This window comes from Sphingomonas corticis, assembly GCF_012035195.1.
In the GTDB taxonomy this organism is placed as follows: Bacteria; Pseudomonadota; Alphaproteobacteria; order Sphingomonadales; family Sphingomonadaceae; genus Sphingomonas; species Sphingomonas corticis.
Window position 1 is genome coordinate 1 of record NZ_JAAVJH010000018.1, and the last position, 21,833, is coordinate 21,833.

Here is a 21,833-nt window from a genome sequence, read left to right on the forward strand (position 1 = left end):
ACCAGCATCCCGATCTCGCCGCCTGACACACCGCCAAGCGAGCAGCCTAGACCACCGGGATGAGGGGTCCTTTTTCGACGCCGATCACCCCGCTACCGGGGTCCCTTTTCCACGCCGATCCACACTCCTTCACATTCTTCAATCTAAGTCGTCCCACGACGAATCCTCGCTCGCACCGGCGGGCGCAAGCTGAGGCAGGCTGGCTTGCTTCGCAACCTCCCGCTCCAAGGTGGCTCGTGCCCAAAAGGTGTTCGCTCCTTCCTTGAAGGCGAGGGCGCCATAGCGGGCGAGGAAGGTGCTTTCCGACACGCACATGAAGAGGCTGGCCACGTCGGCGGTCATGCGGATCGGCCAATCCGGCATGGCCTGAAGGCGTTGAAGCTTCATAGCGGATCGAAGCCCAGCCGGTAGCGACGGTCGTTATACTCGACGGCCGACATGCGCCCCTCGCGCTTGTCCTCGCGGCGCCAGCGGGCGAGCAGTCGGTCGAGATCGATGCTGGCGCGATGTCCGAACGTCGACTCGCCGCGCGTGCCGTTCCGCGTGTGGCGCGCCGCCATGAGGAGCGGGGTCGCTACCCGACCTCGCACGGTCATCCGGTTGTTCCAGGCCGTCCGGTGCGCGGGCGAGCAAAATAGCTGCGCCTCCTGCGCAGGCGTAAAGTGCTTCAGGCACTCCGGACAGGTCCGCTGCCCCTCGCGAGGCGGAACGTCGCCGTGAAAGGGGGCTTGTAACACGGCCATTATGCCGCCCGCCGGTCCGCTGCCAGCGGCAGGCCGAGCGCCTGATAGATCCAGCCGTCGACGTTGGCCTCGGGCACGTACCGCTGACACGGCGACCGACGCATGGCGAGGCCGAGGCGGACGATCATCGGGTGCGCGCCGGCCGGCGCGTCCTGGTAGTAGACAAGCGCCGCGGCCAGCTCCGCCCGCTCCTGCAGCACCTCGTTGGCGGGCGCTGCGCTCGCGCGCTGCCGCTCCCACGCGGCGGTCTCGCGCAGCTGGCGCATCATGGACACCTGCGGCGCGCCGAAAGGCGCCTCGTCGCGCTCGCTGGTAGGGAAGGGCGGGAGCGCCGGATCGAGCGCCCAGCGCCACTGCAGCACGATCGCGCGCGACGTGGCGATCTTGTCTTCCGCCTCGGCCGCGGTGAGCTGGCCGGCCTCTACCCGTGCGGGGTAGGACTGCTTGCGCTCTTGCAAGAGCCGGAGTGCCGCCCAGGCGCAGCAGGGCAGGGAGAAGCGCGGTTCGCTCATGCGGCCCTCCGCAACGCGCGTGGGCCGCGCGCCCAAGTCCAACGCTCGCCGAGGTGATCGGATTGATGCTCGGCAGCGCAGGCGAGAAGCTCGTCACCGCAATCCGGATGGAAGTGCGCCTGAACAGTCGTAGTTCGGACCGAGCTGTCTGGCGACGCGAAGAGCCGCGAACGTGGCTGGCCAGGCGTCAGCGGGTCGCCGCACCATGCGCACATGATCACGCCGAGCCCTCTAGGAAGCGGGACGTGGCAGCGAGCAGCTGGCCGACCGCCTCGCGCCGGTCGGGATCCATCTTCTCGTCCGTCAGCTCGATCGACAGTATCGACTGCAGCGCGTCGGCGGCGTTCTCCGCCGCTTCGCGATGACGAAGGCCAGCCGCTGTGTCGGTGCCCTCGCGCGCCACTTCGACCATATCGACAAGGGCGGCGGCTGCGGCCGAGCTGGCAGCGAGCAGCAGGCGATTGGCGTCGGTGACGCCCTCGATCAGCTCGCCCATCACAGCCGCTCCAAATCTGCGATGGGATAGGTGCCGGTGAGCCTCTCGAAGGTCTGCAGCCAGGACGTTTCGGCCTTCCAAGGTGAGGCCGGCAGACCGAGGCCCTTGATCTCGGCCGGCTCGATCCCGGCGATGCAGGCCCAGCTGTCGTCATGGTGAGGCATTAACGCAGCCTGCTCGGCGGCCAGCATCCGCAGATCGGCGGTCTTCACCTCGTCGGAGTAGGGGAGGTCGCCCAAGCCGAAGCGCTCGAATATTACCCGCTCGATCTCCTTCTCGATCGCCTTATAGTCGGGCAGCAACGACTTGAGCGGACGCGTCACGTCGCCGATGAAGGCCTCCGCCGCATCGTGCATCAGCGCCGCCAGAGCGAAGCGCTCGGGAACGATCTGGCTGGTGTGAATCGAATGCTCCGCGACGGAGTAGAACTCGCGACACTGGCCGGCGAAGCGACACGTGAAGGCGAGGCCTTGCGCGATGTCGCCGACGGTGAAGCGGCTGGCGGCGGGATCGAGCAGGTCGAAGTAGTTGCCGCTCGCCAGCAGGATTGTCGGCCCGGTGGCCGTCTTGATGCGCGGGTCGCTCATGCTGCCACCCCGCGCGCGAAGGCGATGATGAGTGAGAGGACAATCCAGACCACGAGAACGGCGACGACGTAGTCCAGAGCGTCGAACGACAGCTGCGCGTCCTCCTCCACCAGCGGCTTGAAGCAGATCGGCTCGTGCCGGCGGGGCGGCAGCGGGCGGCGCTGATCGCGGTCGATCGCTGCGAGCTGGCGGATGGTGCCGGTGGACAGGTCGGGCGGGCGCTTCCAGGCTGCTCCGCTGGTCTCGGTGGTGATAGGCTGCGACATCGTGCGGCTCCTTTCGGACGCCGTACTTGCGACAATCGCAAACTCAGGTCAACGCAGAAAATTGCGATTATCGCGTATTGACGAATGGCGCTCGCGAATGTTCTAATTCTGTTCTCATCTTCGAGTCGCGTTGGAGGCGCGCGTGGCACTGCGGTACAGGGTAGTTGCGTTTGGAAAGCCACGGGGTCCGTGGCGGACGAAGAAGCGACAGGCAGTGCAGGACGCGCTGGCTGCGGGGCTGGCAGAGGTGGATGAGTGGGGGCAACTCTACCTAGACGGCGTTGCCGCCATCGAGTGGCAACGCGAGGCTGAGATTAGATTGAGCGCCTAGGAGCGTCGCGCATCGAATAGGACCACACTCGCCCTTCGATCACGATCGGCTCGGCTCCCAGTTCGATCTCGTGATGCTGCGGATTACTCGAGCAAGGCACGAGCCGGGCCGGGCCTTCCTGATACTCCTTGAAGGTGGTCTGCCCGTCCGCGGTGCGAACGACGTATCGGAAGCCTGGCCAAAGCTTCTTGTCATCGGGATCAACGATGACGGTCGAGCCGTCCGGCACGATCAAGTCCATGGAGTCCCCCTTGATCCGCAGGCCATAGGCATTCGGCGGAACTTCAGGATCTGTCACCACAAGGCGCTTGCCACCGATCTGTTCCTGCGGCTGAAAGCTGCCGGCGGGTACATCGCCAAGTAGCGGGATGCTGCGCAGCGGAAGGTGGTCGTCGCGTCCCGGTTCAGGCGCCAGCTCGGCTCTGATCGCGTCCATTTCATGGAGCTTGAACTGGCGTCGGCCAGCCAGGGCCTTTGATAGATGGTCCTCGTTCATGCCGACAGCTTGGGCCAGATCGCGCTGGCTCATGTTCCGCCTGTCCAGCTCGCCGCGAATGTCGTCGGGGGTCATCAGGGCATGAAGCGTGAGTTTGCGAATGTCGCAATCGCGATTATCGCAAGAAAACGGTTGCGCATTGTTTGCGATTAGCGCAAATCGCTCGCCATGCAGACGCAGGCGACCCGCATCATCGACGCACTTGGTGGCACGTCCGCCGTTTCGCGGCTGACCGAGACCCCGCCCTCCACCGTTCACAGCTGGCGGAAGAATGGGATCCCTCGGTCCCGCTTCGCGCATCTTCGTCTGGTAGGACAACAGCTTACGCCTCCGATTGACGTCGACGCTTTCGTAGGCGGCGAGCCGGCGGAGAATGTCGCGTGACTGCGCCGCGAATCCACACCTCGCACCGGACGGTTTCCGCGTCGTTGCTGCTCACCACACTCGGACAGAGCCTCGACGCGATCAAGCGCGAGGACGGCGCCACCTGGGCGGACCTGGATGCCGTGCTGGGCAAGAGCGATCGGGCCGCAGCGTATGCCGAAGGCAGCGCCGACATGGGCGTCGTCTCCTTCCTCCGCGGCTGCAAGCAGTGGGACGGCCGCCTCGCCAACGCCGTGCTGGCTCTGATCGGCATGCGATTGGTGCCGGTGCCCACCGTGCGCGCGACGCGCGAGGATATCCTGTCGCTGCTCGGCCGCCAGTCGAAGGAAGCGGCAGACCTGACCGGGGTCCTCTGCATGGCGCTGAGCAACGGCCAGGTCGACGCCGCGGAGGCGCGGCAAGGCAGGATCGAGGCCGAGCAGCTGCTCGCCGTCGTGCTGGCGATGATCGCCGAATTCGAACTTATCGAGAGGGAAGGACAGTGATGCGCAAGATGCATCTGAAGGCGCATGCGCCGAACGAAGGTGCCCGGCTGCTGGCGCGCTGGATCGCGCGGCAGGCGTATGGCGCCGTCAACCTCGCGGCGGTCGCTCTGCGGCTGGACCCCGTAATCCTGGAGCGGCTGCTCGAAGGTGATCTAATCCCCGGCGACGAGCTGGGCCGCGAGCTGTGGAACCGCGCCGGTATCGACCGCATGGCGTTCCAGCGGCGGCCGCTGTGTGGGTGGTTCGAGGCGCCCTCGATCGGGAAGCTGGCCGCATGATCGAGCCGGTCTGGACGGGCCTCGATTTCGCGTCCGGGCCGGAGATGAGCGCTGTCGTGGTCATCGATCACGACAGCGACGCTGGCGCGTGGGCGCGGGCCATCGAGATCACGCCGCACCTGGCGGCACAGATTCATGAGATCGCGCGCGGGATTTCCCCCCTGTTGCCCGCGCGCGTAGGCGAGGCGGCGGGATCCTACCCGCCCGCCGTCTCGCCATTCCAACCCTGGCGGGCCGCGTGATGGCGACCGCCTATGCCGCACAGGACTATGCCGTGGACGAGGGCGTCGTCGCGACAGCCGCGCAGGTGGAAGCCTGGCTGTCGGTCGCGAAGGCGGGCGACCGCTTCGTCTACGGTCCGATGCGTGCCACGCTGCCACTGGCGTCCAGCGGGCGTCGGCGCATGCTGGAGCTGGCGAACGCCGGCCTCGTGCTGCTGACCCGGCCTCGCCGCGCGGACGTACCCACGATGTTCAACTATACCGCGGTCCGCAGCACCGCCGCGCTGCCCGGCGCCAAGCCGGAGGGGCGCCCGGTGCTGTCGGCCGTCCGCGACGCGATCGTCGACGGCGAGATCGAGGCGATCGACCGGCTGCTGCCGGTACTGGAGCGCTTCGCCAACGCGGGCCGGCCATGCCCAACCGATCGCGACCTCGCCGCGCGCGCTGACTTGCCGCGCGAGCAAATCCCGCAGCTTCTAGATGTGCTTCGCCTGGCGAACGCGATACGCGTCTATGCCGCACCGGCGCCAACGAACCGTCGCGTCCACATCGTGGCGACGGGCGCCACGACGGGGATTGCGAAGTGAGCGGGGCGAGCGCGCGCGAGCTGTTCTCGCGGGTCGAGGCGTACCGTCTTCGCCATGGCGTCACACTCGCGTCGATCGCGGCTGCGGCGGGCGTGTCGCTGAGCGTGATCGACAAGCTGCGCACAGGGCGGCGCGTCAACGATGTGACCTTCGAACGGATCGTTACGTTCCTGTCGATCCACCGCGGCGGGCACGCCGATCTAGTCAAGGCCGATCGCCAGCTGGATCCGGCGGAGGGTGGCGCCGCAGCCGTCGCGGCCGCCTGGTCGCGCAGCGGTGCGCCAGCGCGGCCGTGCCCGAAAGCCTGCGCACGCGCGGCCGCTGAGGATCGCCGCGCCCATCACCTGCGGCAGCGGAGGGCAGCATGAGAGAGCGCGACGTCGAGACGATCGTGGCCGAGCGCGCGGGCGTGCTGGCCTTCGCGCGGGCGACGTGCACCCAGATCGATGCGCTGAGCGCGCGCGGCCGGCTGGGTCAGGCCGACGCGGACGCGGTCAAGAATGCGGTCCGCGCCTTCGCGCAAGGCATCGCCACGGGGCTGCACCGCGACGGGCATGATCCAGTGATGGTGCGCACGCTGATGCGGTCGATCGTGGGGGCGAGCAATGGCTGAGAACAGCGCCATCGAGTGGACTGATCACACCTTCAATCCGTGGATCGGCTGCACAAGGGTCAGCCCTGGCTGCGACCACTGTTACGCAGCGGATCTGTCCGAGGCGCGGCTTGGCGTGCGCTGGGGGCCTGGGCAACCGCGCCGCCACACCGCCGCCTCGACGTGGAACCAGCCGCGAACGTGGGATCGTCGGGCCGCAAGGCTCCGCATCCGCTACCGCGTCTTCTGCGCCAGCCTCGCGGACGTATTCGACAATGAGGTGCCGGCGGAGTGGCGTGGCGAGCTGTTCGCGCTGATCCGTGAGACGCCGAACCTTGACTGGCTGCTGGTGACGAAGCGGATCGGGAACGCCGACAAGATGGCGCAGGCGGCGGGCGGGTGGCCCGAGAACGTGTGGCTGGGCGCAACGATCGTTAATCAGGCGGAGGCCGAGAGGGATATTCCCAAACTCGCCGCCATACGCGGACCGGAATACCGCTTTCTGTCGATGGAGCCGCTGCTCGGACCAGTCAATCTGGAGCCGCACTTGCTTTATCAGCCGTGCCCCAACTCGCTCGACGGGTTGTCGCAGGACCCCAGCACCGGCGCCTACGAGTGCTGCTCGCGATGCGACTGGACCGCGATCAGCGAGGAGCTGGCGCTCGACTGGATCATCGTCGGTGGGGAAAGCGGGCCGAACGCCCGGCCGATGCACCCCAATTGGGCGAGGAGCCTGCGCGACCAGTGCGCGGCAGCCGGAGTGCCGTTCCTTTTCAAGCAATGGGGACATTGGGCGCCTCTGCTGTCGGCGGCGACCGTGGACTGGCCTGCCACCAACGTGGCTTGGCCCGACGGACACGTTGGTGCCGGCTCTCCGCGTGCAAATGGTGGCAAGGGCGAACAGCTTTATCAGGCGGCGAAGAAGGTCGCGGGACGAACACTGGATGGCGCGCTGCACGACGGGCGGCCGGATCGTGCCTGACGCTGCCGACATGGCCGCCGAGATACAGGCCGAGACCGTGGCACGCGGGCTGTCGCGCACGCGCGTGCAGATCTCCGCCGGCGTCGCCGGTGAATGCAGCGACTGCGGTCACATGATGCTCCGCCTAGTCGGCGGGTTGTGTGCCTTCTGCCGTGACGGGCGGCTCCCGCCCGACGACTGGGAGCCGCCTGTAATCAACTTGCCGAGACCACGAGAGGAATCTGTCGTCATGCCCAAGTCTGTCCAGCTGCCTTCCTCTGCGATCGACGCGATCAAAGCGGTGGAGAAGCGCGCACGCGGTCTCGGAACGTCGCAGGGCGAAGCGGCCGCCGACCTGATCGTCGCTGGATTGCGGACGATCGATAGCGAAGGCGTCCGCACGCCGCTCAGTGACTTCGACGTGGAGGAGCTGCTGGCCGAAGTCCGGCTGCGGCTCGTCACTGCTGCCAGCCCTTCGATCGTAGAAGCGCTGACGACGCGAGCGGAACTGGCGGAACGCAAGCTCGCACAGATCCAGGCGGCGTTCGCCTGAAGCTATCGCCCGCGCGGGTGACGAACGTCGCCGCGTGAGGAACCGGGGGAATGAGGGTGCCAACGACAACGCTGCCGTCCGCCATGGGTCAGGCGGCGCTCCAATACGCGCGCCGGGGCTGGCCGGTCTTCCCGGTCCGCGAGCGTGACGAGACCGTCCGCATCGGCGGGGCAGGGGGCGAGGAGCGCACGTTCAAGGCCAAGGCGCCCTACACGGGCAAAGGGCTGAAGGACGCCACCACGCACGAACCGACGATCGAGGCGTGGTGGCGTCAGCACCCGAACGCGCTGATCGGCCTGCCCACTGGCGTGAACGGGTGCTTCGTTCTCGACTTCGACCCGCGTGTCGAAGAGGACTGCGATCCGGAGACCGGCGAGGTCATCGGCACTCGCGAGTGGACGCTGGAGCAGCTGAAGGCCGACCTGGAAGATCAGATGGGCGTGCCGCTGCCGCGCTCGCTGACCGCGATCACGCAGTCGGGCGGCGTCCACGTCTACTTCCGCCAGCCCGACGGCGAGCCGATCCGGAATCGCGGCAACCTTCCGGCGCACGTCGACGTGCGCGGCCTGGGCGGATACGTGATCGCTCCCCCCAGCATCCTGCCGGACACCGGCAAGAGCTATCGCTGGATGCGCGACCGCGGCGATTGGCGCGACGACGCGGATATTGCCGAGGCGCCGGCCGAGCTGGTGACGATCCTGCGCTCGCGTAAGGTCAGGCCTGCTGCCAGCCCTGCCGCGATGCCGGCGGAGCGGCGGCAGGTGCCGGCGTCGTCGGCCGGGCACGTCGACGACGCGGTTCGGAAATATGCGCTGTCGGCCCTCGACGGCGAGTGCCGCGCGATCCGGACGGCAGGATCGGGACGCCGCAATGCGCAGCTGAACGAAAGCGCCTTCAAGGTCGCGACGCTGGTCGCGGCGGGCGCGCTCGACGCCGGCGTCGCGCGTGCGAGCGTGGAGGCCGCCGCGCGCGACAACCCCGGCCGCGACGACGACGGGCAGCTGATGCTGACCGTCGCCAGCGGCTGGACCGCAGGAAGCGAACAGCCTCGCGATCTCGGAGAGATCGCGGCCGCTGCTCGATCCCGCGCCGATCGGCGCCCGGCCGCGCCCGGCCGCCCCGCGCCGCGGGCTGAGCGCCGAAACGACGCATCCTTCCGGGTTGGAAGGGTGGATGGCGTTCAAGTGCTGGACGAGGCGGGGTGGGCGCGGGCGCGGAAGGTCGCGCAGGCGTGGCTTGCGCGGCGGGCTGAGAACGTCGATCCGACCAAGGAAGCAATCACCCGGCTGGCCTATGGCGTCGGGCGGCGGATCGCGGCCGAGCTGCTCGACGAACACGACGCCAAGCAGGCGCTGTGGGACGTTTACGAGGGCATCGCGGATGTCCAGCACGCCGACGTCGACCGCGCGATCGAAGACGGGATCAACCGCGGGTTCGATCTGGCGCCGATCGCGCTGACGATGAAGTGCCTCGGATATCCGCTGACCGATTTCGGCATCGCCGAGCGCTTTCGCGATCGATACGGCGACGATTTCCGTTTTACCACCGGCAAGGGCTGGCTCGGCTGGGACGGTCGGCGCTGGAAGGTGCTGGACCAGGACGAGAAGACCCCGCCGGCCGAGGTCATCGCGGCCGTCTTCGAGACCGTGCGGGCCATTCAGGACGAGGCGCGCTTCATCGCCGACACGAAGGTGAAGTGGAGCCTGGTGCGCGACGGCAAGGAGCAGCGGCTCGATCTCGATGACGAGGACAATCCGCACGGCCTCGACCGCTGGATCGCGAAGGGCAAGGGCTGGGAGCTGCTCTCGACCAAGGTGTCCGTGTTCGGCCGCCAGTCCGAGACGACGGGGAAGCCGGCCGCGGTCGCGCTGCTCGCGCGGCGCTGGCTGACGGTCCCGATCGAGCGGTTCGACCACGACAAATACGCCTTCAACGTCGCCAACGGCACGCTGCGCTTCCGCACGGAAGAGGGGCCGGACGGCGCACGCGAGGGTGCGGTCACGCTGTCGCCGCACAATCGCGCCGACATGCTGACGAAGCTGTCGCCGGTGACCTACGATCCGGGCGTCGCCTCGCCGCGCTACGACGCCATGTTCGGCTGGGCGCAGCCCGACGCCTCGATGCGGCGCTACCTGCACCAGCTCGGCGGCTATGCCCTCACCGGCGACGCCGGCGAGCAGAAACTGTGGTTCTGGTACGGGCGCGGTCGCAACGGCAAGGGCACCACGCTCGACGTGTGGCAGCACGTCGTCGGCGACTATGCCGACAGCATCCCGATCGGCTCGTTCCTCGACCAGGGCATCAAGAAGCGCGGCGACCAGGCGTCGCCCGATCTCGCGAAGCTCGCCGGCGTGCGCATGCTGCGATCGTCGGAGCCGGGGCGGAACGAGAAGCTCGACACCGGTCTGATCAAGCTGGTGACTGGCGGCGATCCGCTGCCGGTTCGCATGCTCCACCGCGGGTTCTTCAACCTGCAGCCGCTCTTCAAGCTCATCATCATGGGGAACACGAAGTTCGACATTCCGGATACCGACGACGGCATCTGGAGCCGCATGAAGCTGATCCCCTGGCTCAGGAACATCGAGAAGCCGGAGCCGGGCGTAGCCAACTGGCCGGAGAAGGATCCGAACCTGCCGGCGAAGATCATCGCCGAAGAGGCATCGGGCGTGCTGAACCGCCTTGTCGCCGGCCTGCTGGATTACCTCAGCAATGGCCTCGTGGAGCCGAAAAGCGTGACCGAGGCCACGATGGCCTATCGGGACGCCAGCGACCCTCTGGCGCGCTTCCTGCGCCTCTGCGTCGTCGCCGACGCCGACACTCGTGTCCAATCGTCGAAGCTGCACGAGGTCTTCGTCGCCTGGTGCAAGGCAGCCGGCGAGCGCGAGTGGTCGAACAAAGGCTTCTCCAACGCGATGGCGGAAAAGGGCTATCAGAAGAAGGCCAGCGACGGGATGCAGTGGCTGGGCATCCGCCTCGTGAAGGAGGTGCACGACTTCGTCGACCACGACGGCAAACCTCGCTCGCTGAGTGACGAACCCGTCCTCTCCGATAATCGCACGATGGTCGACGACAACGGATGGCCGCCGCCTGACGACTTCGGCGACGTGCCGCCGTGAGGGCTGGCGCGACACATATCCTTCCGGTCCGGAAGGGTGGCGGAAGGGTTCTTGGAAGGGAAAGCGGCGGATTTCTGCGGCTTCGGAAGGTTCGGAAGGTTAGTCGCGATGTTGCCCGTACATCATGCGCACATGCGCAGGCGCACGACGAAAACATACGTCAATCCTTCCGACCCTTCCGATCCTTCCATCAGGTAAGAAAAAGGGCGTTCTTCTAATGGGTTATGGTGAGTTGGATGGCGGAAGGGTTGGTGGCGACGCTTCCGGGGCCGGAAGGATGACGTTCACGGACGTCGAGGACCGGCTTGTCGAGGCGATGCTGACCTGCTGGCGCCACGGGGACCGCGAACGCGGCTGGCAGCGGCTGCGCTCGGCATGGCCGGAGATCAGCCGCGACGTTTTGGCCGGAGACTATGACGCGCGTGGCGGCCTGGATGCGGGCGAGCAGCCGTCGTTGAAGCCGGCATCGCTCACCCGGCGCGAAGTGGCTGAGATGGAGGAGGCGTTCGCTTGGCTCGACGCCGTCGATCCGGCCGACCGCAAGGTGATCGGCCTCGCCGTGGCGCAGCTGGCGGCGGGCAAGCGGGAGATCAGCTGGATCAGGATGCTGCCGCGCCTGGGTCTTAGCCGGGGCGCACACGGCCTGCGCAAGCGCTACGGCCGCGCCCTTGCCGCCATCTGTGACCGTGAAAACCGCAGAAATGCAGGGGACTTGCGTGTCAACGGGGTAAATCTGCCGGACTGATCATTTTCCCTGTCCACCTGTCGGGCATTTTCGGCGTATTTCACGTCACGCTGGGACGGGCCTTCGGGATCGGCACGGCACATCCTCTCCTTAGACTTCGCGAAGGGCGCCCGGCTTCGGCTCGGCGCCCTTCGTGCTTTCGAGTATGAAATGGGTCGGCTGAAGGGACTGACGCCGCGTCTCGGCTCGCTGCGCCCGCGCCTCGCGCCAGCACCGCACGATCGGCAGCAGTACGATCGCCGACGCGATGAGCAGCCGTGGCGGCAGTGGTACAAGACGGCGCGATGGCAGCGGCTTCGTTGGGCCATCCTTCAGCGCGACCTGTTCACCTGCCAGCGCTGCCATCGGCTCGAAGGCGAGACGTCGAAGCTGGTGGCCGATCACCGGCGCGCGCACCGTGGCGACGAAGCGCTGTTCTGGGATGAGGGCAACCTCTGGACCCTCTGCAAGCCGTGCCACGACGGTTGGAAGCAGCGGCAGGAGGCGCGCGAGCGCTGAGAGGGAGGGGGGGGGGGTCGAAAGTCCAGCAGGGGCCGGCCGCTAGACCGCCGTCCCTCCCATTCGGAGATTTTTTTCGCGATGCCGGAAGATTTGGGACGCGACCTGTTCGGCGACCCGATCGTCCTGGCCAAGGAAGGCCGTGGGCGGCCGGAACACGCCTGGTCTCTCGAAAGCTCCAACCGGGTGCTGATCGCCTTTGCGCGCGGCATGACGGTCAAGGAAGCGGCAACCGCGATCGGAGTCTCGGTCCCGACCCTGCGGAAGCATTATTTTTCCGAGGTCGCGAAGCGCGACAGTGCCCGCGTCCGGATGGAGATCACGCAGCTCGCCCGGCTGAACGACGCCGCGGCTGACGGGAACGTCGCGGCCGAGAAGGAGCTGCTGAAGCAGATGGAGAAGGGCGCCATGATCAGCGGCGCCCGCGCCATGGAGAAGCCGGCCAAGGTGAAGCAGCCGAAGCTGGGGAAGAAGGAGCAGCTGGTCGCTGACGCCGGCACGGCATCGAAGAGCGGTGAATGGGGTTCGTTGCTGAAGCACTAGCCCGCCGCTTCGCCGAACCGGACTGGCCGCTGTTCGCCTGTCCGGATTGGGCGGAGCGCCTGGCGCAGCGGCGGTCGCTGATACCGGATGCGTTGCGCGAGCTGCTCGATCAGAAGGAGGCGGCGCGCGCCGTCGCCATCTTCAACAAGCTGCGCCTGCCGGACGTGCCGGGGCAGCCGACGATGGCCGAGGCGGCGGGCGAGTGGCAGCGCGACATTGTCCGCGTGTTGTTCGGCACGATCGATCCCGCCACTCGGGTGCGGATCCTGCGCGAGATCTTCGCGCTGGTGCCGAAGAAGAACGCGAAGACGACGGGTGGCGCGGCCATCATGGTGACTGCGCTCCTGATGAACGAGCGGCCTCGCGCCGAGTTCGTGTTGGTCGGTCCTACGCAGGAGGTTGCCGACACCGCATTCCAGCAGGCCTCGGGCATGGTCGAGGCTGACGAGTTCCTGCGCACGCGGTTCCACGTCGCGGAGCATACGAAGACGATCACAGACCGCCTCACGAAGGCGCGGTTGAAGATCAAGACCTTCGACATGCGGGTGGCGACCGGATCGAAGCCGGCCGGCATCCTGCTAGACGAGCTGCACCTCATGGCCAGCATGGCGGATGCCGGCCGCGTGATCGGACAGCTGCGGGGCGGCATGATCGCCAACCCCGAAGCATTCATGGTGATCATCACCACGCAGTCGGACCGGCCGCCCGCCGGCGCCTTCAAGGCCGAGCTGGATTACGCCCGCGGCATTCGCGACGGTCGCATCGTCGCCGACGTGGCGACGCTTCCGCTGCTCTACGAGCTGCCCGAGAAGATGCAGCGGGACGGCTCGTGGCGCGATCCGGCGCATTGGCACATGGTGCTGCCGAACGCGGGCCTGTCGATCACGATTGAGCGCCTGGCCGCCGAGTATCGAGCCGCTCGCGACAAGGGCGACGAGGAAGAGCGGCGCTGGGCGTCGCAGCATCTGAACGTGCAGATTGGCCTCGCCCTGCACACCGATCGCTGGATCGGCGCGGACTATTGGGAGCGGCAGGCCGATGCCGGGCTGACGCTGGCAACCCTCCTCGTGCGGGCGGAGGTGATCGTCGCCGGGATCGATGGCGGCGGCCTGGACGATCTGCTGGGCCTCACGTTGGTGGGGCGCTGTCGGGATACGAAGCGCTGGCTCGCCTGGTCGAAGGCCTGGGCGCAGCCGATCGTGTGGGAGCGCCGAAAGGAGATCGCGGCCGAACTGGACGGCTTCGTTGAGGACGGCGACCTCGTGCGGTGCGAGCATCCGACGCAGGACTTGCAGGAAGTCGCCGCGCTGCTTGTGACGGTGCAAGCCGCCGGGCTGATGCCGGAAACGAACGCCATCGGCCTCGATCCGCAAGGCATCGGCGCGCTGATCGACGAGTGCGTGCAGCAGGGCCTGCCCGAAGAGTTGATGACGTCGGTTTCGCAGGGCTTCAGGCTGAGCGGAGCGGTGTGGACCGCGGAGCGCAAGCTGGCGGACGGCACCTTCGTCCATGCCGATCAGGCGCTGATGGTCTTCTGCGTCGGCAATGCCCGCGTGGAGCAGCGTGGCAACGCCGTGCTGATCACGAAGCAGACCGCTGGAAAGGCGAAGATCGACCCGCTGATCGCGCTGTTTAACGCGGTCTTTCTAATGAGCCGCAACCCCGAGGCGACAGGAGGTGGAATGGACGCGTTCTTGAACCGCCTGGCGGCGGCTGCATGAATCTGTGGACGAAGGCCGTCTCGCTGTTCCGGCGGGTGCTGAGCCTCACGGACCCGGCCGGTTGGTCGCGGGAAGGCCAGAGCCACGCCGGGGAGCCGGTGAACGCAGGTTCGGCGCTGGCGCTCTCGTCGGTTTGGGCGTGCGTGAACCTGCTGGCCGGCACGATCGCCAGCCTGCCGATCGTGGTCTACCGCAGCGATGGGAAGGGCGGGCGCGTCGTCGCCAAGGATCATTGGGCCTATCGCCTGCTGCACGACAGCCCCAACGCCGATCAGACCGCCGTCGATTTTTGGGAGGGTGCCTACGCTTCGCTGGAGCTGAAGGGCAACGCCGTTGCCGACATCGAGCGCTCCGCCGATGGCAAGCGCGTGATCGCGTTGACGCCGATCGCCTGGGACGCGCTGACGGTCACGCGCGATCGGGATGGCACTTTGGTCTATCGCTGGGCCGATCAGACGCGCCGGCAGGATGACGTGCTGCACATCCGCGGCTTCGGCGGGGCGCCCGAGGGTGGCCTCTCGACGCTGGCGTTCGCTCGCCACGCCTTCGGCCTGGCGACAGCGATCGACCGGGCGGCGGGTCAAATGTTCGCCAACGGCGTGCGGCCTTCGGGCCTGCTGAAGTTCGACAAGTGGCTGACCGACGACCAGGCGCGCACTGCCGAGACGCGGATGCAGGAGAAGTTCGTCGGCACGATGAACGCGGGCAAGCCGATGGTGCTGGAGGGAGGCGTCACCTGGCAGCAGCTGACGATCAATCCCGAGGACGCGCAGATGCTCCAGTCGCGCGGCTTCTCGGTCGAGGAGTGCTGTCGCTTCTTCGGCGTGCCGCCGTTCATGATCGGCCACAACGAGAAGTCGAGCGGCTATCCGACGAGCCTGGAGCAGCAGGTGCTGACCTTCCAGAAGTTCGCCTTGCGACGCCGTCTCAAGCGCGCAGAGCAGGCCATGGAGAAGCAGCTGCTGACCCCGGCGGATCGCGCTGCTGGCATCACGATCGAGTATAACCTCGAAGGCCTGCTGCGCGGCGACAGCGCGGCGCGATCGGCCTTCTACCAGTCGGCGCTCAACAACGGCTGGATGACGATCAACGAGGTGCGAGCGCTGGAGAACATGCTGCCGGTGCCGGGCGGCGACGTGCCCCGCATGCAGATGCAGAACGTGCCGATCACGCAGGCGAACGGACAGCAGGTGGTAAGCTGATGATCTACGTCTCGAAAATCCCCTCCGTGGAAGAGGTTCTGGCTGGCGGCCCGCAGGCGGGTGTTGCTCCGCCTCCTGGCTTCGGCCCGGATGCCGCAGATGGGACGGTCGAGCGTGTCGGTACAGGTGGCGGATTCTTCTCGGCCTCCGATCTCCAGTCGACCGGCCCGTCTCGCGACGCCTTCGATGACCTCGCCGACGCGGCGGCAGCATTGAAGGCGGCTCGCGCGGAGAAGGCAGCCGCGGATGACGCAGCCTCTACCGCGCGTCAGCGCGCCGACGCCGCTCGCATCGCGCTGGAAGAAGCGACGGCAGCGTTCGACGTCGCCAGCAAGAAGGTGCGGTGACATGAGGCATCTCGATTTCCCGCTCGACGTGAAGGACGTCGGCGAAGACGGCTCGGTCGAGGGGCTGGCCGCCGCCTACAACAACATCGACCACGGTGGTGACATCATCCTGCCCGGCGCCTTCACGAAGACGCTGAAAGGTCGCAAGTCGCTGCCGATGCTGCTTTATCACGATCAGCGCATGCCGATCGGCGTGTGGACCGACTTCGACGACACGCCGAAGGGACTCAAGCTGAAGGGGCGCATCACGACGGTCACCGCCGTCGGCACCGACGCTCTTGCCCTGGCGCGCGAGGGCGCGTTGGCCGGGCTGTCGATCGGTTATCGGTCGGTGAAGGAGCGATACACCGACAGCGCGCGCGAGCTGATCGAGGTGGCGCTGCACGAGACTTCGCTCGTCGCGATCCCGATGAACGAGCGCGCGCAGCTGACGCGCGTGAAGGACATACTGGCGCACGGCCAACTGCCGTCCGTCCGACAATTCGAGGAGTTCCTGCGGGACGCAGGCGGCTTCTCGAAGAGCCTTGCCGCGGCAATCGCGAGCAAGGCGACGCCGCATCTTCGGGGGGATCCCGACGTGAAGGCGGATGAAGCCGCCGAGTTCTGGCGCGGCCTGCTCGGCTGATCTCCACCTAATCCAAGGAACACCACATGCGAAAGTTTGCCCTGCTGGGCAGCGCGATGGCGCTGCTCGGTCCGATGACCGCTGCCGAGCGCAAGCGCGGCCGCTACATGCGCGGTCCCGAAGGTCACCCGGAATCGAAGTCCGCTGCGGAGCTGGCGAACGAGGCGAAGGCCGCGTTCGAAGCGAAGCACAACGAGGTCAAGGCCATCGCCGAGAAGGCGCTGGCCGAAGCCGAGAAGGGCATCCCGCTCTCCACCACGGCCAAGGAACTCGCTGACCAGGCGCTGACCGGCATGAACGAGGCGAAGAGCCGCCTCGACGAGCTGGAGCAGAAGATGGCGAAGCGCGGCCCGGCCGACGCCGATCGTCCCAAGTCGATCGGCGAGCAGTATGTCGAGAGCGACCAGTTCAAGGCCGCCTTCGCCAACGGCGCCCGGCAGGGTCAGAACGTCGCGATCGAGGTGAAGGCGATCACCAGCCTGACCACCGATGCGAACGGGTCGGCGGGTGATCTGGTTCGTGCTGAGCGCGTCCAGTCGCCGATGCAGATGCTGCCGAACCGGCAACTGACGATCCGCAACCTCATTGCGCCGGGACAGACCGCGTCCAGCTCGATCGAGTACGTGCAGGAGACCGGCTTCACCAACAACGCGGGCATGGTTGCCGAGGGCACGCTGAAGCCGGAATCCACGCTGAAGCTGGACCTGAAGAACGCGCCCGTTCGCAAGATCGCGCACTGGTTCCTGGCATCGGCCGAGATCCTCGCGGACGCGCCGGGCCTGCGGTCGATGATCGACAACCGGCTGCGCTACGGTCTCGCCTTCGTCGAGGACGTGCAGCTGCTGAAGGGTGACGGCACCGGGCAGAACCTGGCGGGCATCAAGCCGCAGGCGGCCGACTATGCCGTGCCGGCCGGCCTGACCGGCTACGCGACGCCGACGATGATCGACAAGCTGCGGATCGCGCAGCTTCAGGTTGCGCTCGCCCTGTATCCGGCGGACGGGCAGGTGCTGCACCCGATCGACTGGGCCATCATCGAGATGATGAAGGACGGTGAGGGGCGCTACCTCATCGGCAACCCGCAGGGTTCGCTCGCTCCCACGCTGTGGGGCCTGCCGGTCGTGCCGAGCATGGCGCAGACGGTCGGCGAGTTCACCGTGGGCGCGTGGAAGATGGGCGCGCAGCTCTTCGACCGCGAGCAGTCCGGCGTGCTGGTGTCGACCGAGGATGGCGACAACTTCCGCCGCAACATGGTGACCATCCTCGCCGAGGAGCGGCTGGCGCTGACGGTCTACCGTCCGGAAGCCTTCGTCGACGGCGCGTTCGCCAACGCGTGAAGTCCGGCCGGGGCGAGCGGTCGATCGCTCGCCCCGGCACACCAGGAGAACGGAAATGGCCGAGAAGAAGACCTACGTCGTCTATCGCGCGATGCACGGCGAAGGCCGCGACTACGCGCGCGGCGACGAGCGCGAGATGACCGAGGCGGACGCCGCCACGCTGGTCAAGTCCGGCGCGCTGGCACTGAAGGGCGAGGTGCCGATGGAGCGCGCCGAGCCGGTGCGCCACACCTTCGGCACGGCGAAGACCAGCCAGCGCGACTTCGTTCCCGCAATCACCGACGCCGATGTCAGCGACAGCCGCGTCGATGGTCGGCGTTCCCCGGCGCGGAAGGGCTAAGCCATGCCCGATCTTATCACGCCGGTTCCGGACGCTACGCCGATCGGCGAGCTGATCGGCGGCAAGCTGCACGGCTACGTCATCCTGCGCGACGCGAACGGCGCCGACATCCTCGGCCTGCTGACCGCCACGCCCGCAGCGAACACGATCGGCGCGCGGCTGAAGGCCATCGCTGACAATACCGATGGCCTCGAAGGCTTCGTCGATGGCATCGAGGCGCTCATCACAGCGACCAACGCGGCGCTGACGACGCTCAACGGCTACAACGACGCCGTCGAGCAGCTGCTGGGCACGAACAACAGCACCACTGCGTTGACCGCGCCGGCCGACGATCTCTTTGCGATCGTGCCGAGCGACACGGTCGACCTGGCGACTGTGCCAAAGGCGCTATACTGCGCCGTCGCCGGCAACGTCGCGCTGCGGGGGACCGGAAACACCACGATCACCATCCCCGTGGTCGCGGGGCAGATCGTGCCGATCCGCGCACGGCGGGTTATGGCAACCGGCACGACCGCCACCATGGTGGGCCTCGCCTGATGATCGCGCAGCTGATCGCGATCGGCGTCTTCTCGGCAGCCGCTCCGCCTACGTCGGGCGTGGTCAACGTGCCGGACGAGCGGACGGCGCTCGTCGCGCGCGTCCAGGCCAGCGCGACGATCGCTGCCGGCATCCCGCTCGGCGCCGTCGAGTGGGAGCAGCCCTACGATCCGGCCGATCACGCGCGCTATGCCTTCAGCTGGGCGACGCTGCTGGAGCCAGAGGAGCAGGTGGCCGAGATCCTCGCCATCCGCGTCTCGTCCGCGGCTGCCGCGCTCGGCATCATGGTCGACCAGTCGGTCGGCCACTCGCCGCTGATCGATTCCGTTGAGGGCCGGAAGGTCCAGCTGTGGTTCGTCGTTGCCGAGGCGATGCAGGAGGCGGCCACGTTCCTGGGCGCCGGCGTGAAGATCCCCATCACGATGAAGATCCTCACGACCCTCGGGCAGCGCTTCGAGCGCACGAACGTGCTGACGGTGCGGCAGCTGTGAAGATCGAAAATGGCCGGCGCGTGCCGCTGGAGATCGAGGGCGTCTTCTCCGGCTTGGCCGGCGTGCGCGGGCCGTTCGTGTCGTTCATCCCGAATAGGGTGGGCAAGCGGGCCGACGCGGCGCGTGGCGGCATCCTCGACGGCAAGCCGGTCACGCTTAATCCGATGAAGGATCCCACGGGACCGTTCTGGACCTCGCGCTTCGAGGTGCTGGCGTGACGATCGAGGAAATGCGCGCGCTGCTCGGCCTCGGTCCCGAGTTCTCCGACGCCTATGTTGCGAACGCCTACGCCGAATATATCGGCGCGGGCGGCGGGGCTGCCGGCGACGTCGAGCTTATCCCGCTGGCGATCGTGAAAAAGCACCTGCGGCTGGAGGCCGACGACGACGCCGAGGACGATCTCGTCGCGCTCTATCTGGCTGCGGCCATCGCGCATCTCGACGGCCGCGACGGCTGGCTCGGCCGCGCTCTCGTCGAGCGCGTCTATGTGCAAACCTTCGCCGGCTTCGAGTGCGCCGGTCGGCTGCCCTATCCGCCGCTGGTGGCTGTCACCGGCGTGGAGCGGCGCGAGGGCGATCTCTGGCTGCCGATCGCGGCCGATCAGTGGGACGTGGTCGACGATCGCCTGGTGCCAGTCGGAGGCGGGCGGTGGCCAGCTGGCGCAGCACGGGTCACGTACCGCGCCGGTTACGACCCGGAGGCCGGGCGCCCGCTGCCGAAGGCGTTGCAAGCCGCCATCCTGATCATGACGGCCGACCTCTTCCGCAACCGCGGCGAGGTGGCGTCGACCACCACCTCGCGGGTCTCGATGTCCGCATCGGTGGAAGCGCTGCTGTCGCCGTTCCGGATCTGGCGCGTCTGATGATGGGGCTGGATGCCGGCGAGCTGGACCGCCGGGTGACGTTCTACCGCCGCCCGGTCGATGACGACGGCTTCTCGTCTTCGCCCGGAGCGCCGGTGGAGGCGGGGAAGCGCTGGGCGAAGAAGACCGACATCGGCGATGCCGAGCGGATCTCCGCAGCGGCGCAGCAGCAGGTAGTCTCGACACGCTTCCTGCTGCGCTACGACGGCCTGACCCGGCAGATCGCGCCGGAGTGGCAGATGGTCTGCGATGGCCTGCGCTACGAGGTGGTCGGGATCAAGGAAGTCCGCGGCACGCGCGTCGCGGTCGAGATCACGACGTCGGCGTTGCGCTCGTGAAGACCGGCATGAAGATCGAGGGCTTCGAGGAGGCGGACGCCAACCTCGAAGCCTTGGCCGCGCTCAGCGACGCCGAGGCGCTGGTGGCGCTTGGGATCGATGCCCTGCAGCCCGTCGCCGACACGGCGCGCGGCATAGTTCGCCGTCGCACCGGGCGGCTGGCACGGTCGATCGGCGTGGGCACGCGGCTCAGCCCGCGCCAGGCCGCGCTGAGCGCGCCCGAGCGGGGGACGGTCGAGATCTACGTCGGACCGGGATCGATGCCGCAGGCGATCACGGAGGAGTTCGGGACCGTCAACGAGGCCGGGCATCCGTATTTGCGCCCAGCCTGGGACACGCGCCTCGCCGATGTTCTCGCTCGCCTCCGGCAGGGAGCGGCGACGCGGCTTCAGCGGATCACGAAGGGCTGACGCGATGGAGGAGGCGTTCCGTGCCGCGCTGCTGGCCTACAACGGGCTGACGGCGCTCGTCGGCACCCGCATCGACTGGGGTGAGCGGGCTGGGCAGTTGCCCAGCATCCGTCTTCTGCTGGTCAGCGGCGTGCCGCTCTACACCTACGGCGGCCGGGTGAGCCTGACGCCGTATCGCGTCCAGGCGGACTGCTTCGGCGCGCGCTACGGCGTCGCCAAGGCCGTAGCGCGCGCCGTCCAGGGCGCCTGCGACACGCTGTCGCGCCCAGTCTGGGATGCCTGTTTCGTCGAAGCCGAGCGCGACGATCAGGAGAGGGATGCCGGTGGCACCCTCGTCCATCGCACCTCGCTCGATCTTCGCCTCTGGCACCACTCGTAAGGAAGGAGTCCCGCTATGCCCGCCACCACGGCCATCACCGGCCTCGGCATCAAGTTCGGCATCAAGGCCACGGCGAACGCCACGACCTACACCGACGTCGCCGAGGTCTTCGACATCACCCCGCCGCAGGAGATGGACGACGAGATCGAGGCGACGCATTACCAGTCGCCGGACGGGTTCAAGGAGTTCATCGGCGGCCTCACCGATCCCGGCGAGTGCACCTTCTCGCTCAACTACGTGCCCGGCAACTCGGCGGAGCAGCTGATCCTGGCCACGAAGACGACGCGCAAGGCGCGCGGCGTCCGGCTGACCTGGCCGAACGGCTACACCTGGACGTTCGATCTGCTGATCCGCGGCTTCCAGCCCACCGCGCCGCTCAACGATCGGCTGACCGCCGAGGTGACCGGCCGCGTCAGCGGCTCGATCGCGCGCGCCGCGGCCAGCGTCTGAGGAACGGGCGCATGGCAAACGCGATCAAGGGCGAGGTCAGCTTCCCGGCTGCCGGCAAGACGTGGACGCTCGTCTACGACTTCAACGCCCTCTGCACGATCGAGAGCGAGCTGGCCGTCGACGTCGCGAGCGTCGGCGACCGGCTCGCAAGCCCCTCCATGATCCGGTCCGTGTTCCGGATCGGGCTGGAGGCGCGTCACGGCGCGATCTCCGACATCGAGGCCGGCAACCTCATCCACGACATGGGACCGGACGCTGCCGCCGACGTGATCGCGCGGGCGTTCAAGGCGGCCTTCCCCGACGCTGCGGCGAGTGCGGAGGGAAAGGCTCAGTCGAGGAAGAAGAAGCCTGGGACTGGTCCCGAGCGCTGACGATCTGGGCGGAGCTGGACCTCGGCTCC

General features: G+C 67.7%; 35 protein-coding genes. 28 read left to right on the forward strand and 7 right to left on the reverse strand.

The genetic code is table 11. The features are described 5' to 3' along the window. Positions 1-138: 138 nt before the first annotated feature. The 7 genes from HBH26_RS17740 to HBH26_RS17770 all read right to left on the reverse strand — a co-directional run bounded on the left by HBH26_RS17740 (position 139) and on the right by HBH26_RS17770 (position 3,689). On the reverse strand, positions 139-387 hold the full coding sequence (locus tag HBH26_RS17740; protein WP_168135981.1) for a hypothetical protein: 249 nt from the start codon (positions 385-387) through the stop codon (positions 139-141). Beyond that, the gene (locus HBH26_RS20890; RefSeq protein ID WP_239024914.1) at positions 384-560 is read right to left on the reverse strand and encodes a hypothetical protein; all 177 of its coding nucleotides are present in this window, start codon (positions 558-560) and stop codon (positions 384-386) included. The genes HBH26_RS17740 and HBH26_RS20890 overlap by 4 nt, the downstream gene beginning before the upstream one ends. 182 nt (positions 561-742) lie before the next feature. Further along, on the reverse strand, positions 743-1,255 hold the full coding sequence (locus HBH26_RS17750) for a hypothetical protein (RefSeq protein ID WP_168135982.1): 513 nt from the start codon (positions 1,253-1,255) through the stop codon (positions 743-745). A 217-nt stretch (positions 1,256-1,472) separates the two neighbouring features. Then, the gene (locus tag HBH26_RS17755) at positions 1,473-1,751 is read right to left on the reverse strand and encodes a hypothetical protein (protein WP_168135983.1); all 279 of its coding nucleotides are present in this window, start codon (positions 1,749-1,751) and stop codon (positions 1,473-1,475) included. Continuing rightward, positions 1,751-2,338 (reverse strand): YfbR-like 5'-deoxynucleotidase, encoded by a 588-nt coding sequence (locus HBH26_RS17760; protein ID WP_168135984.1) that lies wholly within the window; start codon positions 2,336-2,338, stop codon positions 1,751-1,753. Before HBH26_RS17760 ends, HBH26_RS17755 begins: the two co-directional genes overlap by 1 nt. Further along, complete coding sequence (locus tag HBH26_RS17765; protein WP_168135985.1) at positions 2,335-2,604, reverse strand: hypothetical protein; 270 nt, start codon at positions 2,602-2,604, stop codon at positions 2,335-2,337. Before HBH26_RS17765 ends, HBH26_RS17760 begins: the two co-directional genes overlap by 4 nt. A 314-nt stretch (positions 2,605-2,918) precedes the next feature. Next, positions 2,919-3,689, reverse strand: a complete 771-nt coding sequence (locus HBH26_RS17770) for a LexA family protein (RefSeq protein WP_420824998.1) — start codon at positions 3,687-3,689, stop codon at positions 2,919-2,921. Between HBH26_RS17770 and HBH26_RS21325 the strand changes: the two genes are divergently transcribed. The 28 genes from HBH26_RS21325 to HBH26_RS17905 all read left to right on the forward strand — a co-directional run bounded on the left by HBH26_RS21325 (position 3,600) and on the right by HBH26_RS17905 (position 21,804). Further along, positions 3,600-3,815 (forward strand): carph-isopro domain-containing protein, encoded by a 216-nt coding sequence (locus HBH26_RS21325; RefSeq protein WP_420824999.1) that lies wholly within the window; start codon positions 3,600-3,602, stop codon positions 3,813-3,815. The two genes, HBH26_RS17770 and HBH26_RS21325, sit on opposite strands and share 90 nt — an antisense overlap. Beyond that, complete coding sequence (locus HBH26_RS17775; protein ID WP_168135986.1) at positions 3,812-4,300, forward strand: hypothetical protein; 489 nt, start codon at positions 3,812-3,814, stop codon at positions 4,298-4,300. The genes HBH26_RS21325 and HBH26_RS17775 overlap by 4 nt, the downstream gene beginning before the upstream one ends. Further along, positions 4,300-4,578, forward strand: a complete 279-nt coding sequence (locus tag HBH26_RS17780) for a hypothetical protein (protein ID WP_168135987.1) — start codon at positions 4,300-4,302, stop codon at positions 4,576-4,578. Before HBH26_RS17775 ends, HBH26_RS17780 begins: the two co-directional genes overlap by 1 nt. Beyond that, on the forward strand, positions 4,575-4,820 hold the full coding sequence (locus HBH26_RS17785) for a hypothetical protein (RefSeq protein ID WP_168135988.1): 246 nt from the start codon (positions 4,575-4,577) through the stop codon (positions 4,818-4,820). The genes HBH26_RS17780 and HBH26_RS17785 overlap by 4 nt, the downstream gene beginning before the upstream one ends. After that, entirely contained in the window at positions 4,820-5,386 is a 567-nt protein-coding gene (locus HBH26_RS17790) for a hypothetical protein (protein ID WP_168135989.1), read from the forward strand. Before HBH26_RS17785 ends, HBH26_RS17790 begins: the two co-directional genes overlap by 1 nt. Beyond that, positions 5,383-5,754 (forward strand): hypothetical protein, encoded by a 372-nt coding sequence (locus HBH26_RS17795; RefSeq protein WP_168135990.1) that lies wholly within the window; start codon positions 5,383-5,385, stop codon positions 5,752-5,754. The genes HBH26_RS17790 and HBH26_RS17795 overlap by 4 nt, the downstream gene beginning before the upstream one ends. Beyond that, positions 5,751-5,999, forward strand: coding sequence for a hypothetical protein (locus HBH26_RS17800; protein ID WP_168135991.1), 249 nt, complete (start codon positions 5,751-5,753; stop codon positions 5,997-5,999). Before HBH26_RS17795 ends, HBH26_RS17800 begins: the two co-directional genes overlap by 4 nt. Next, the gene (locus HBH26_RS17805) at positions 5,992-6,960 is read left to right on the forward strand and encodes a phage Gp37/Gp68 family protein (protein WP_168135992.1); all 969 of its coding nucleotides are present in this window, start codon (positions 5,992-5,994) and stop codon (positions 6,958-6,960) included. Before HBH26_RS17800 ends, HBH26_RS17805 begins: the two co-directional genes overlap by 8 nt. Next, positions 6,923-7,492 carry a hypothetical protein gene (locus HBH26_RS17810; protein WP_168135993.1) on the forward strand — a complete coding sequence of 190 codons (570 nt, stop codon included), beginning with the start codon at positions 6,923-6,925 and terminating at the stop codon, positions 7,490-7,492. Before HBH26_RS17805 ends, HBH26_RS17810 begins: the two co-directional genes overlap by 38 nt. Positions 7,493-7,542: 50 nt before the next feature. Beyond that, on the forward strand, positions 7,543-10,608 hold the full coding sequence (locus HBH26_RS17815) for a phage/plasmid primase, P4 family (protein WP_168135994.1): 3,066 nt from the start codon (positions 7,543-7,545) through the stop codon (positions 10,606-10,608). A 277-nt stretch (positions 10,609-10,885) separates the two neighbouring features. Continuing rightward, positions 10,886-11,353, forward strand: a complete 468-nt coding sequence (locus tag HBH26_RS17820) for a hypothetical protein (protein ID WP_168135995.1) — start codon at positions 10,886-10,888, stop codon at positions 11,351-11,353. Between the two features lie 150 nt (positions 11,354-11,503). Then, complete coding sequence (locus HBH26_RS17825; protein ID WP_168135996.1) at positions 11,504-11,851, forward strand: HNH endonuclease; 348 nt, start codon at positions 11,504-11,506, stop codon at positions 11,849-11,851. A 93-nt stretch (positions 11,852-11,944) separates the two neighbouring features. Next, positions 11,945-12,394, forward strand: a complete 450-nt coding sequence (locus HBH26_RS17830; RefSeq protein WP_168135997.1) for a hypothetical protein — start codon at positions 11,945-11,947, stop codon at positions 12,392-12,394. Next, on the forward strand, positions 12,370-14,115 hold the full coding sequence (locus HBH26_RS17835; protein WP_168135998.1) for a terminase large subunit: 1,746 nt from the start codon (positions 12,370-12,372) through the stop codon (positions 14,113-14,115). Before HBH26_RS17830 ends, HBH26_RS17835 begins: the two co-directional genes overlap by 25 nt. After that, positions 14,112-15,317 (forward strand): phage portal protein, encoded by a 1,206-nt coding sequence (locus tag HBH26_RS17840; protein WP_168135999.1) that lies wholly within the window; start codon positions 14,112-14,114, stop codon positions 15,315-15,317. Before HBH26_RS17835 ends, HBH26_RS17840 begins: the two co-directional genes overlap by 4 nt. After that, positions 15,317-15,664 (forward strand): hypothetical protein, encoded by a 348-nt coding sequence (locus tag HBH26_RS17845; protein ID WP_168136000.1) that lies wholly within the window; start codon positions 15,317-15,319, stop codon positions 15,662-15,664. Before HBH26_RS17840 ends, HBH26_RS17845 begins: the two co-directional genes overlap by 1 nt. Before the next feature lies 1 nt (position 15,665). After that, a complete protein-coding gene (locus HBH26_RS17850; protein WP_168136001.1) occupies positions 15,666-16,289 on the forward strand; it encodes an HK97 family phage prohead protease in 624 nt (207 codons plus the stop codon). Between the two features lie 26 nt (positions 16,290-16,315). Next, the gene (locus HBH26_RS17855) at positions 16,316-17,626 is read left to right on the forward strand and encodes a phage major capsid protein (protein ID WP_168136002.1); all 1,311 of its coding nucleotides are present in this window, start codon (positions 16,316-16,318) and stop codon (positions 17,624-17,626) included. A 55-nt stretch (positions 17,627-17,681) separates the two neighbouring features. Then, positions 17,682-17,966 carry a hypothetical protein gene (locus HBH26_RS17860; RefSeq protein ID WP_168136003.1) on the forward strand — a complete coding sequence of 95 codons (285 nt, stop codon included), beginning with the start codon at positions 17,682-17,684 and terminating at the stop codon, positions 17,964-17,966. A gap of 3 nt (positions 17,967-17,969) precedes the next feature. Next, positions 17,970-18,503 (forward strand): spike base protein, RCAP_Rcc01079 family, encoded by a 534-nt coding sequence (locus tag HBH26_RS20895; protein WP_239024916.1) that lies wholly within the window; start codon positions 17,970-17,972, stop codon positions 18,501-18,503. Continuing rightward, a complete protein-coding gene (locus tag HBH26_RS17870; protein ID WP_168136004.1) occupies positions 18,503-18,994 on the forward strand; it encodes a hypothetical protein in 492 nt (163 codons plus the stop codon). The genes HBH26_RS20895 and HBH26_RS17870 overlap by 1 nt, the downstream gene beginning before the upstream one ends. Continuing rightward, positions 18,991-19,212, forward strand: a complete 222-nt coding sequence (locus HBH26_RS17875) for a hypothetical protein (RefSeq protein WP_168136005.1) — start codon at positions 18,991-18,993, stop codon at positions 19,210-19,212. The genes HBH26_RS17870 and HBH26_RS17875 overlap by 4 nt, the downstream gene beginning before the upstream one ends. After that, positions 19,209-19,856: a head-tail connector protein gene (locus HBH26_RS17880; protein WP_168136006.1), complete on the forward strand. Its 648-nt coding sequence runs from the start codon at positions 19,209-19,211 to the stop codon at positions 19,854-19,856. The genes HBH26_RS17875 and HBH26_RS17880 overlap by 4 nt, the downstream gene beginning before the upstream one ends. Continuing rightward, positions 19,856-20,194, forward strand: a complete 339-nt coding sequence (locus HBH26_RS17885) for a head-tail adaptor protein (RefSeq protein ID WP_168136007.1) — start codon at positions 19,856-19,858, stop codon at positions 20,192-20,194. Before HBH26_RS17880 ends, HBH26_RS17885 begins: the two co-directional genes overlap by 1 nt. A gap of 8 nt (positions 20,195-20,202) precedes the next feature. Then, positions 20,203-20,604: an HK97 gp10 family phage protein gene (locus HBH26_RS17890; RefSeq protein ID WP_168136008.1), complete on the forward strand. Its 402-nt coding sequence runs from the start codon at positions 20,203-20,205 to the stop codon at positions 20,602-20,604. Between the two features lie 4 nt (positions 20,605-20,608). After that, complete coding sequence (gene gp17, locus HBH26_RS17895; protein WP_168136009.1) at positions 20,609-20,983, forward strand: tail completion protein gp17; 375 nt, start codon at positions 20,609-20,611, stop codon at positions 20,981-20,983. Positions 20,984-20,998: 15 nt separating this feature from the next. Beyond that, entirely contained in the window at positions 20,999-21,433 is a 435-nt protein-coding gene (locus HBH26_RS17900) for a phage tail tube protein (protein WP_168136010.1), read from the forward strand. 11 nt (positions 21,434-21,444) lie between these two features. Next, complete coding sequence (locus tag HBH26_RS17905) at positions 21,445-21,804, forward strand: hypothetical protein (protein ID WP_168136011.1); 360 nt, start codon at positions 21,445-21,447, stop codon at positions 21,802-21,804. The last annotated feature ends 29 nt before the right edge of the window (positions 21,805-21,833 follow it).

What these genes read in the sequence shown, in the direction of transcription:
- HBH26_RS17740 (WP_168135981.1), bottom strand. Translation starts at nt 387, where the DNA reads ATGAAGCTTCAACGCCTTCAGGCCATGCCGGATTGGCCGATCCGCATG.
- HBH26_RS20890 (WP_239024914.1), bottom strand. Translation starts at nt 560, where the DNA reads ATGGCGGCGCGCCACACGCGGAACGGCACGCGCGGCGAGTCGACGTTC.
- HBH26_RS17750 (WP_168135982.1), bottom strand. Translation starts at nt 1,255, where the DNA reads ATGAGCGAACCGCGCTTCTCCCTGCCCTGCTGCGCCTGGGCGGCACTC.
- HBH26_RS17755 (WP_168135983.1), bottom strand. Translation starts at nt 1,751, where the DNA reads ATGGGCGAGCTGATCGAGGGCGTCACCGACGCCAATCGCCTGCTGCTC.
- HBH26_RS17760 (WP_168135984.1), bottom strand. Translation starts at nt 2,338, where the DNA reads ATGAGCGACCCGCGCATCAAGACGGCCACCGGGCCGACAATCCTGCTG.
- HBH26_RS17765 (WP_168135985.1), bottom strand. Translation starts at nt 2,604, where the DNA reads ATGTCGCAGCCTATCACCACCGAGACCAGCGGAGCAGCCTGGAAGCGC.
- HBH26_RS21325 (WP_420824999.1), top strand. Translation starts at nt 3,600, where the DNA reads ATGCAGACGCAGGCGACCCGCATCATCGACGCACTTGGTGGCACGTCC.
- HBH26_RS17780 (WP_168135987.1), top strand. Translation starts at nt 4,300, where the DNA reads ATGCGCAAGATGCATCTGAAGGCGCATGCGCCGAACGAAGGTGCCCGG.
- HBH26_RS17785 (WP_168135988.1), top strand. Translation starts at nt 4,575, where the DNA reads ATGATCGAGCCGGTCTGGACGGGCCTCGATTTCGCGTCCGGGCCGGAG.
- HBH26_RS17790 (WP_168135989.1), top strand. Translation starts at nt 4,820, where the DNA reads ATGGCGACCGCCTATGCCGCACAGGACTATGCCGTGGACGAGGGCGTC.
- HBH26_RS17800 (WP_168135991.1), top strand. Translation starts at nt 5,751, where the DNA reads ATGAGAGAGCGCGACGTCGAGACGATCGTGGCCGAGCGCGCGGGCGTG.
- HBH26_RS17805 (WP_168135992.1), top strand. Translation starts at nt 5,992, where the DNA reads ATGGCTGAGAACAGCGCCATCGAGTGGACTGATCACACCTTCAATCCG.
- HBH26_RS17810 (WP_168135993.1), top strand. Translation starts at nt 6,923, where the DNA reads ATGGCGCGCTGCACGACGGGCGGCCGGATCGTGCCTGACGCTGCCGAC.
- HBH26_RS17815 (WP_168135994.1), top strand. Translation starts at nt 7,543, where the DNA reads ATGAGGGTGCCAACGACAACGCTGCCGTCCGCCATGGGTCAGGCGGCG.
- HBH26_RS17820 (WP_168135995.1), top strand. Translation starts at nt 10,886, where the DNA reads ATGACGTTCACGGACGTCGAGGACCGGCTTGTCGAGGCGATGCTGACC.
- HBH26_RS17825 (WP_168135996.1), top strand. Translation starts at nt 11,504, where the DNA reads ATGGGTCGGCTGAAGGGACTGACGCCGCGTCTCGGCTCGCTGCGCCCG.
- HBH26_RS17835 (WP_168135998.1), top strand. Translation starts at nt 12,370, where the DNA reads ATGGGGTTCGTTGCTGAAGCACTAGCCCGCCGCTTCGCCGAACCGGAC.
- HBH26_RS17840 (WP_168135999.1), top strand. Translation starts at nt 14,112, where the DNA reads ATGAATCTGTGGACGAAGGCCGTCTCGCTGTTCCGGCGGGTGCTGAGC.
- HBH26_RS17845 (WP_168136000.1), top strand. Translation starts at nt 15,317, where the DNA reads ATGATCTACGTCTCGAAAATCCCCTCCGTGGAAGAGGTTCTGGCTGGC.
- HBH26_RS17850 (WP_168136001.1), top strand. Translation starts at nt 15,666, where the DNA reads ATGAGGCATCTCGATTTCCCGCTCGACGTGAAGGACGTCGGCGAAGAC.
- HBH26_RS17855 (WP_168136002.1), top strand. Translation starts at nt 16,316, where the DNA reads ATGCGAAAGTTTGCCCTGCTGGGCAGCGCGATGGCGCTGCTCGGTCCG.
- HBH26_RS17860 (WP_168136003.1), top strand. Translation starts at nt 17,682, where the DNA reads ATGGCCGAGAAGAAGACCTACGTCGTCTATCGCGCGATGCACGGCGAA.
- HBH26_RS20895 (WP_239024916.1), top strand. Translation starts at nt 17,970, where the DNA reads ATGCCCGATCTTATCACGCCGGTTCCGGACGCTACGCCGATCGGCGAG.
- HBH26_RS17870 (WP_168136004.1), top strand. Translation starts at nt 18,503, where the DNA reads ATGATCGCGCAGCTGATCGCGATCGGCGTCTTCTCGGCAGCCGCTCCG.
- HBH26_RS17885 (WP_168136007.1), top strand. Translation starts at nt 19,856, where the DNA reads ATGATGGGGCTGGATGCCGGCGAGCTGGACCGCCGGGTGACGTTCTAC.
- HBH26_RS17890 (WP_168136008.1), top strand. Translation starts at nt 20,203, where the DNA reads ATGAAGATCGAGGGCTTCGAGGAGGCGGACGCCAACCTCGAAGCCTTG.
- gp17 (WP_168136009.1), top strand. Translation starts at nt 20,609, where the DNA reads ATGGAGGAGGCGTTCCGTGCCGCGCTGCTGGCCTACAACGGGCTGACG.
- HBH26_RS17900 (WP_168136010.1), top strand. Translation starts at nt 20,999, where the DNA reads ATGCCCGCCACCACGGCCATCACCGGCCTCGGCATCAAGTTCGGCATC.
- HBH26_RS17905 (WP_168136011.1), top strand. Translation starts at nt 21,445, where the DNA reads ATGGCAAACGCGATCAAGGGCGAGGTCAGCTTCCCGGCTGCCGGCAAG.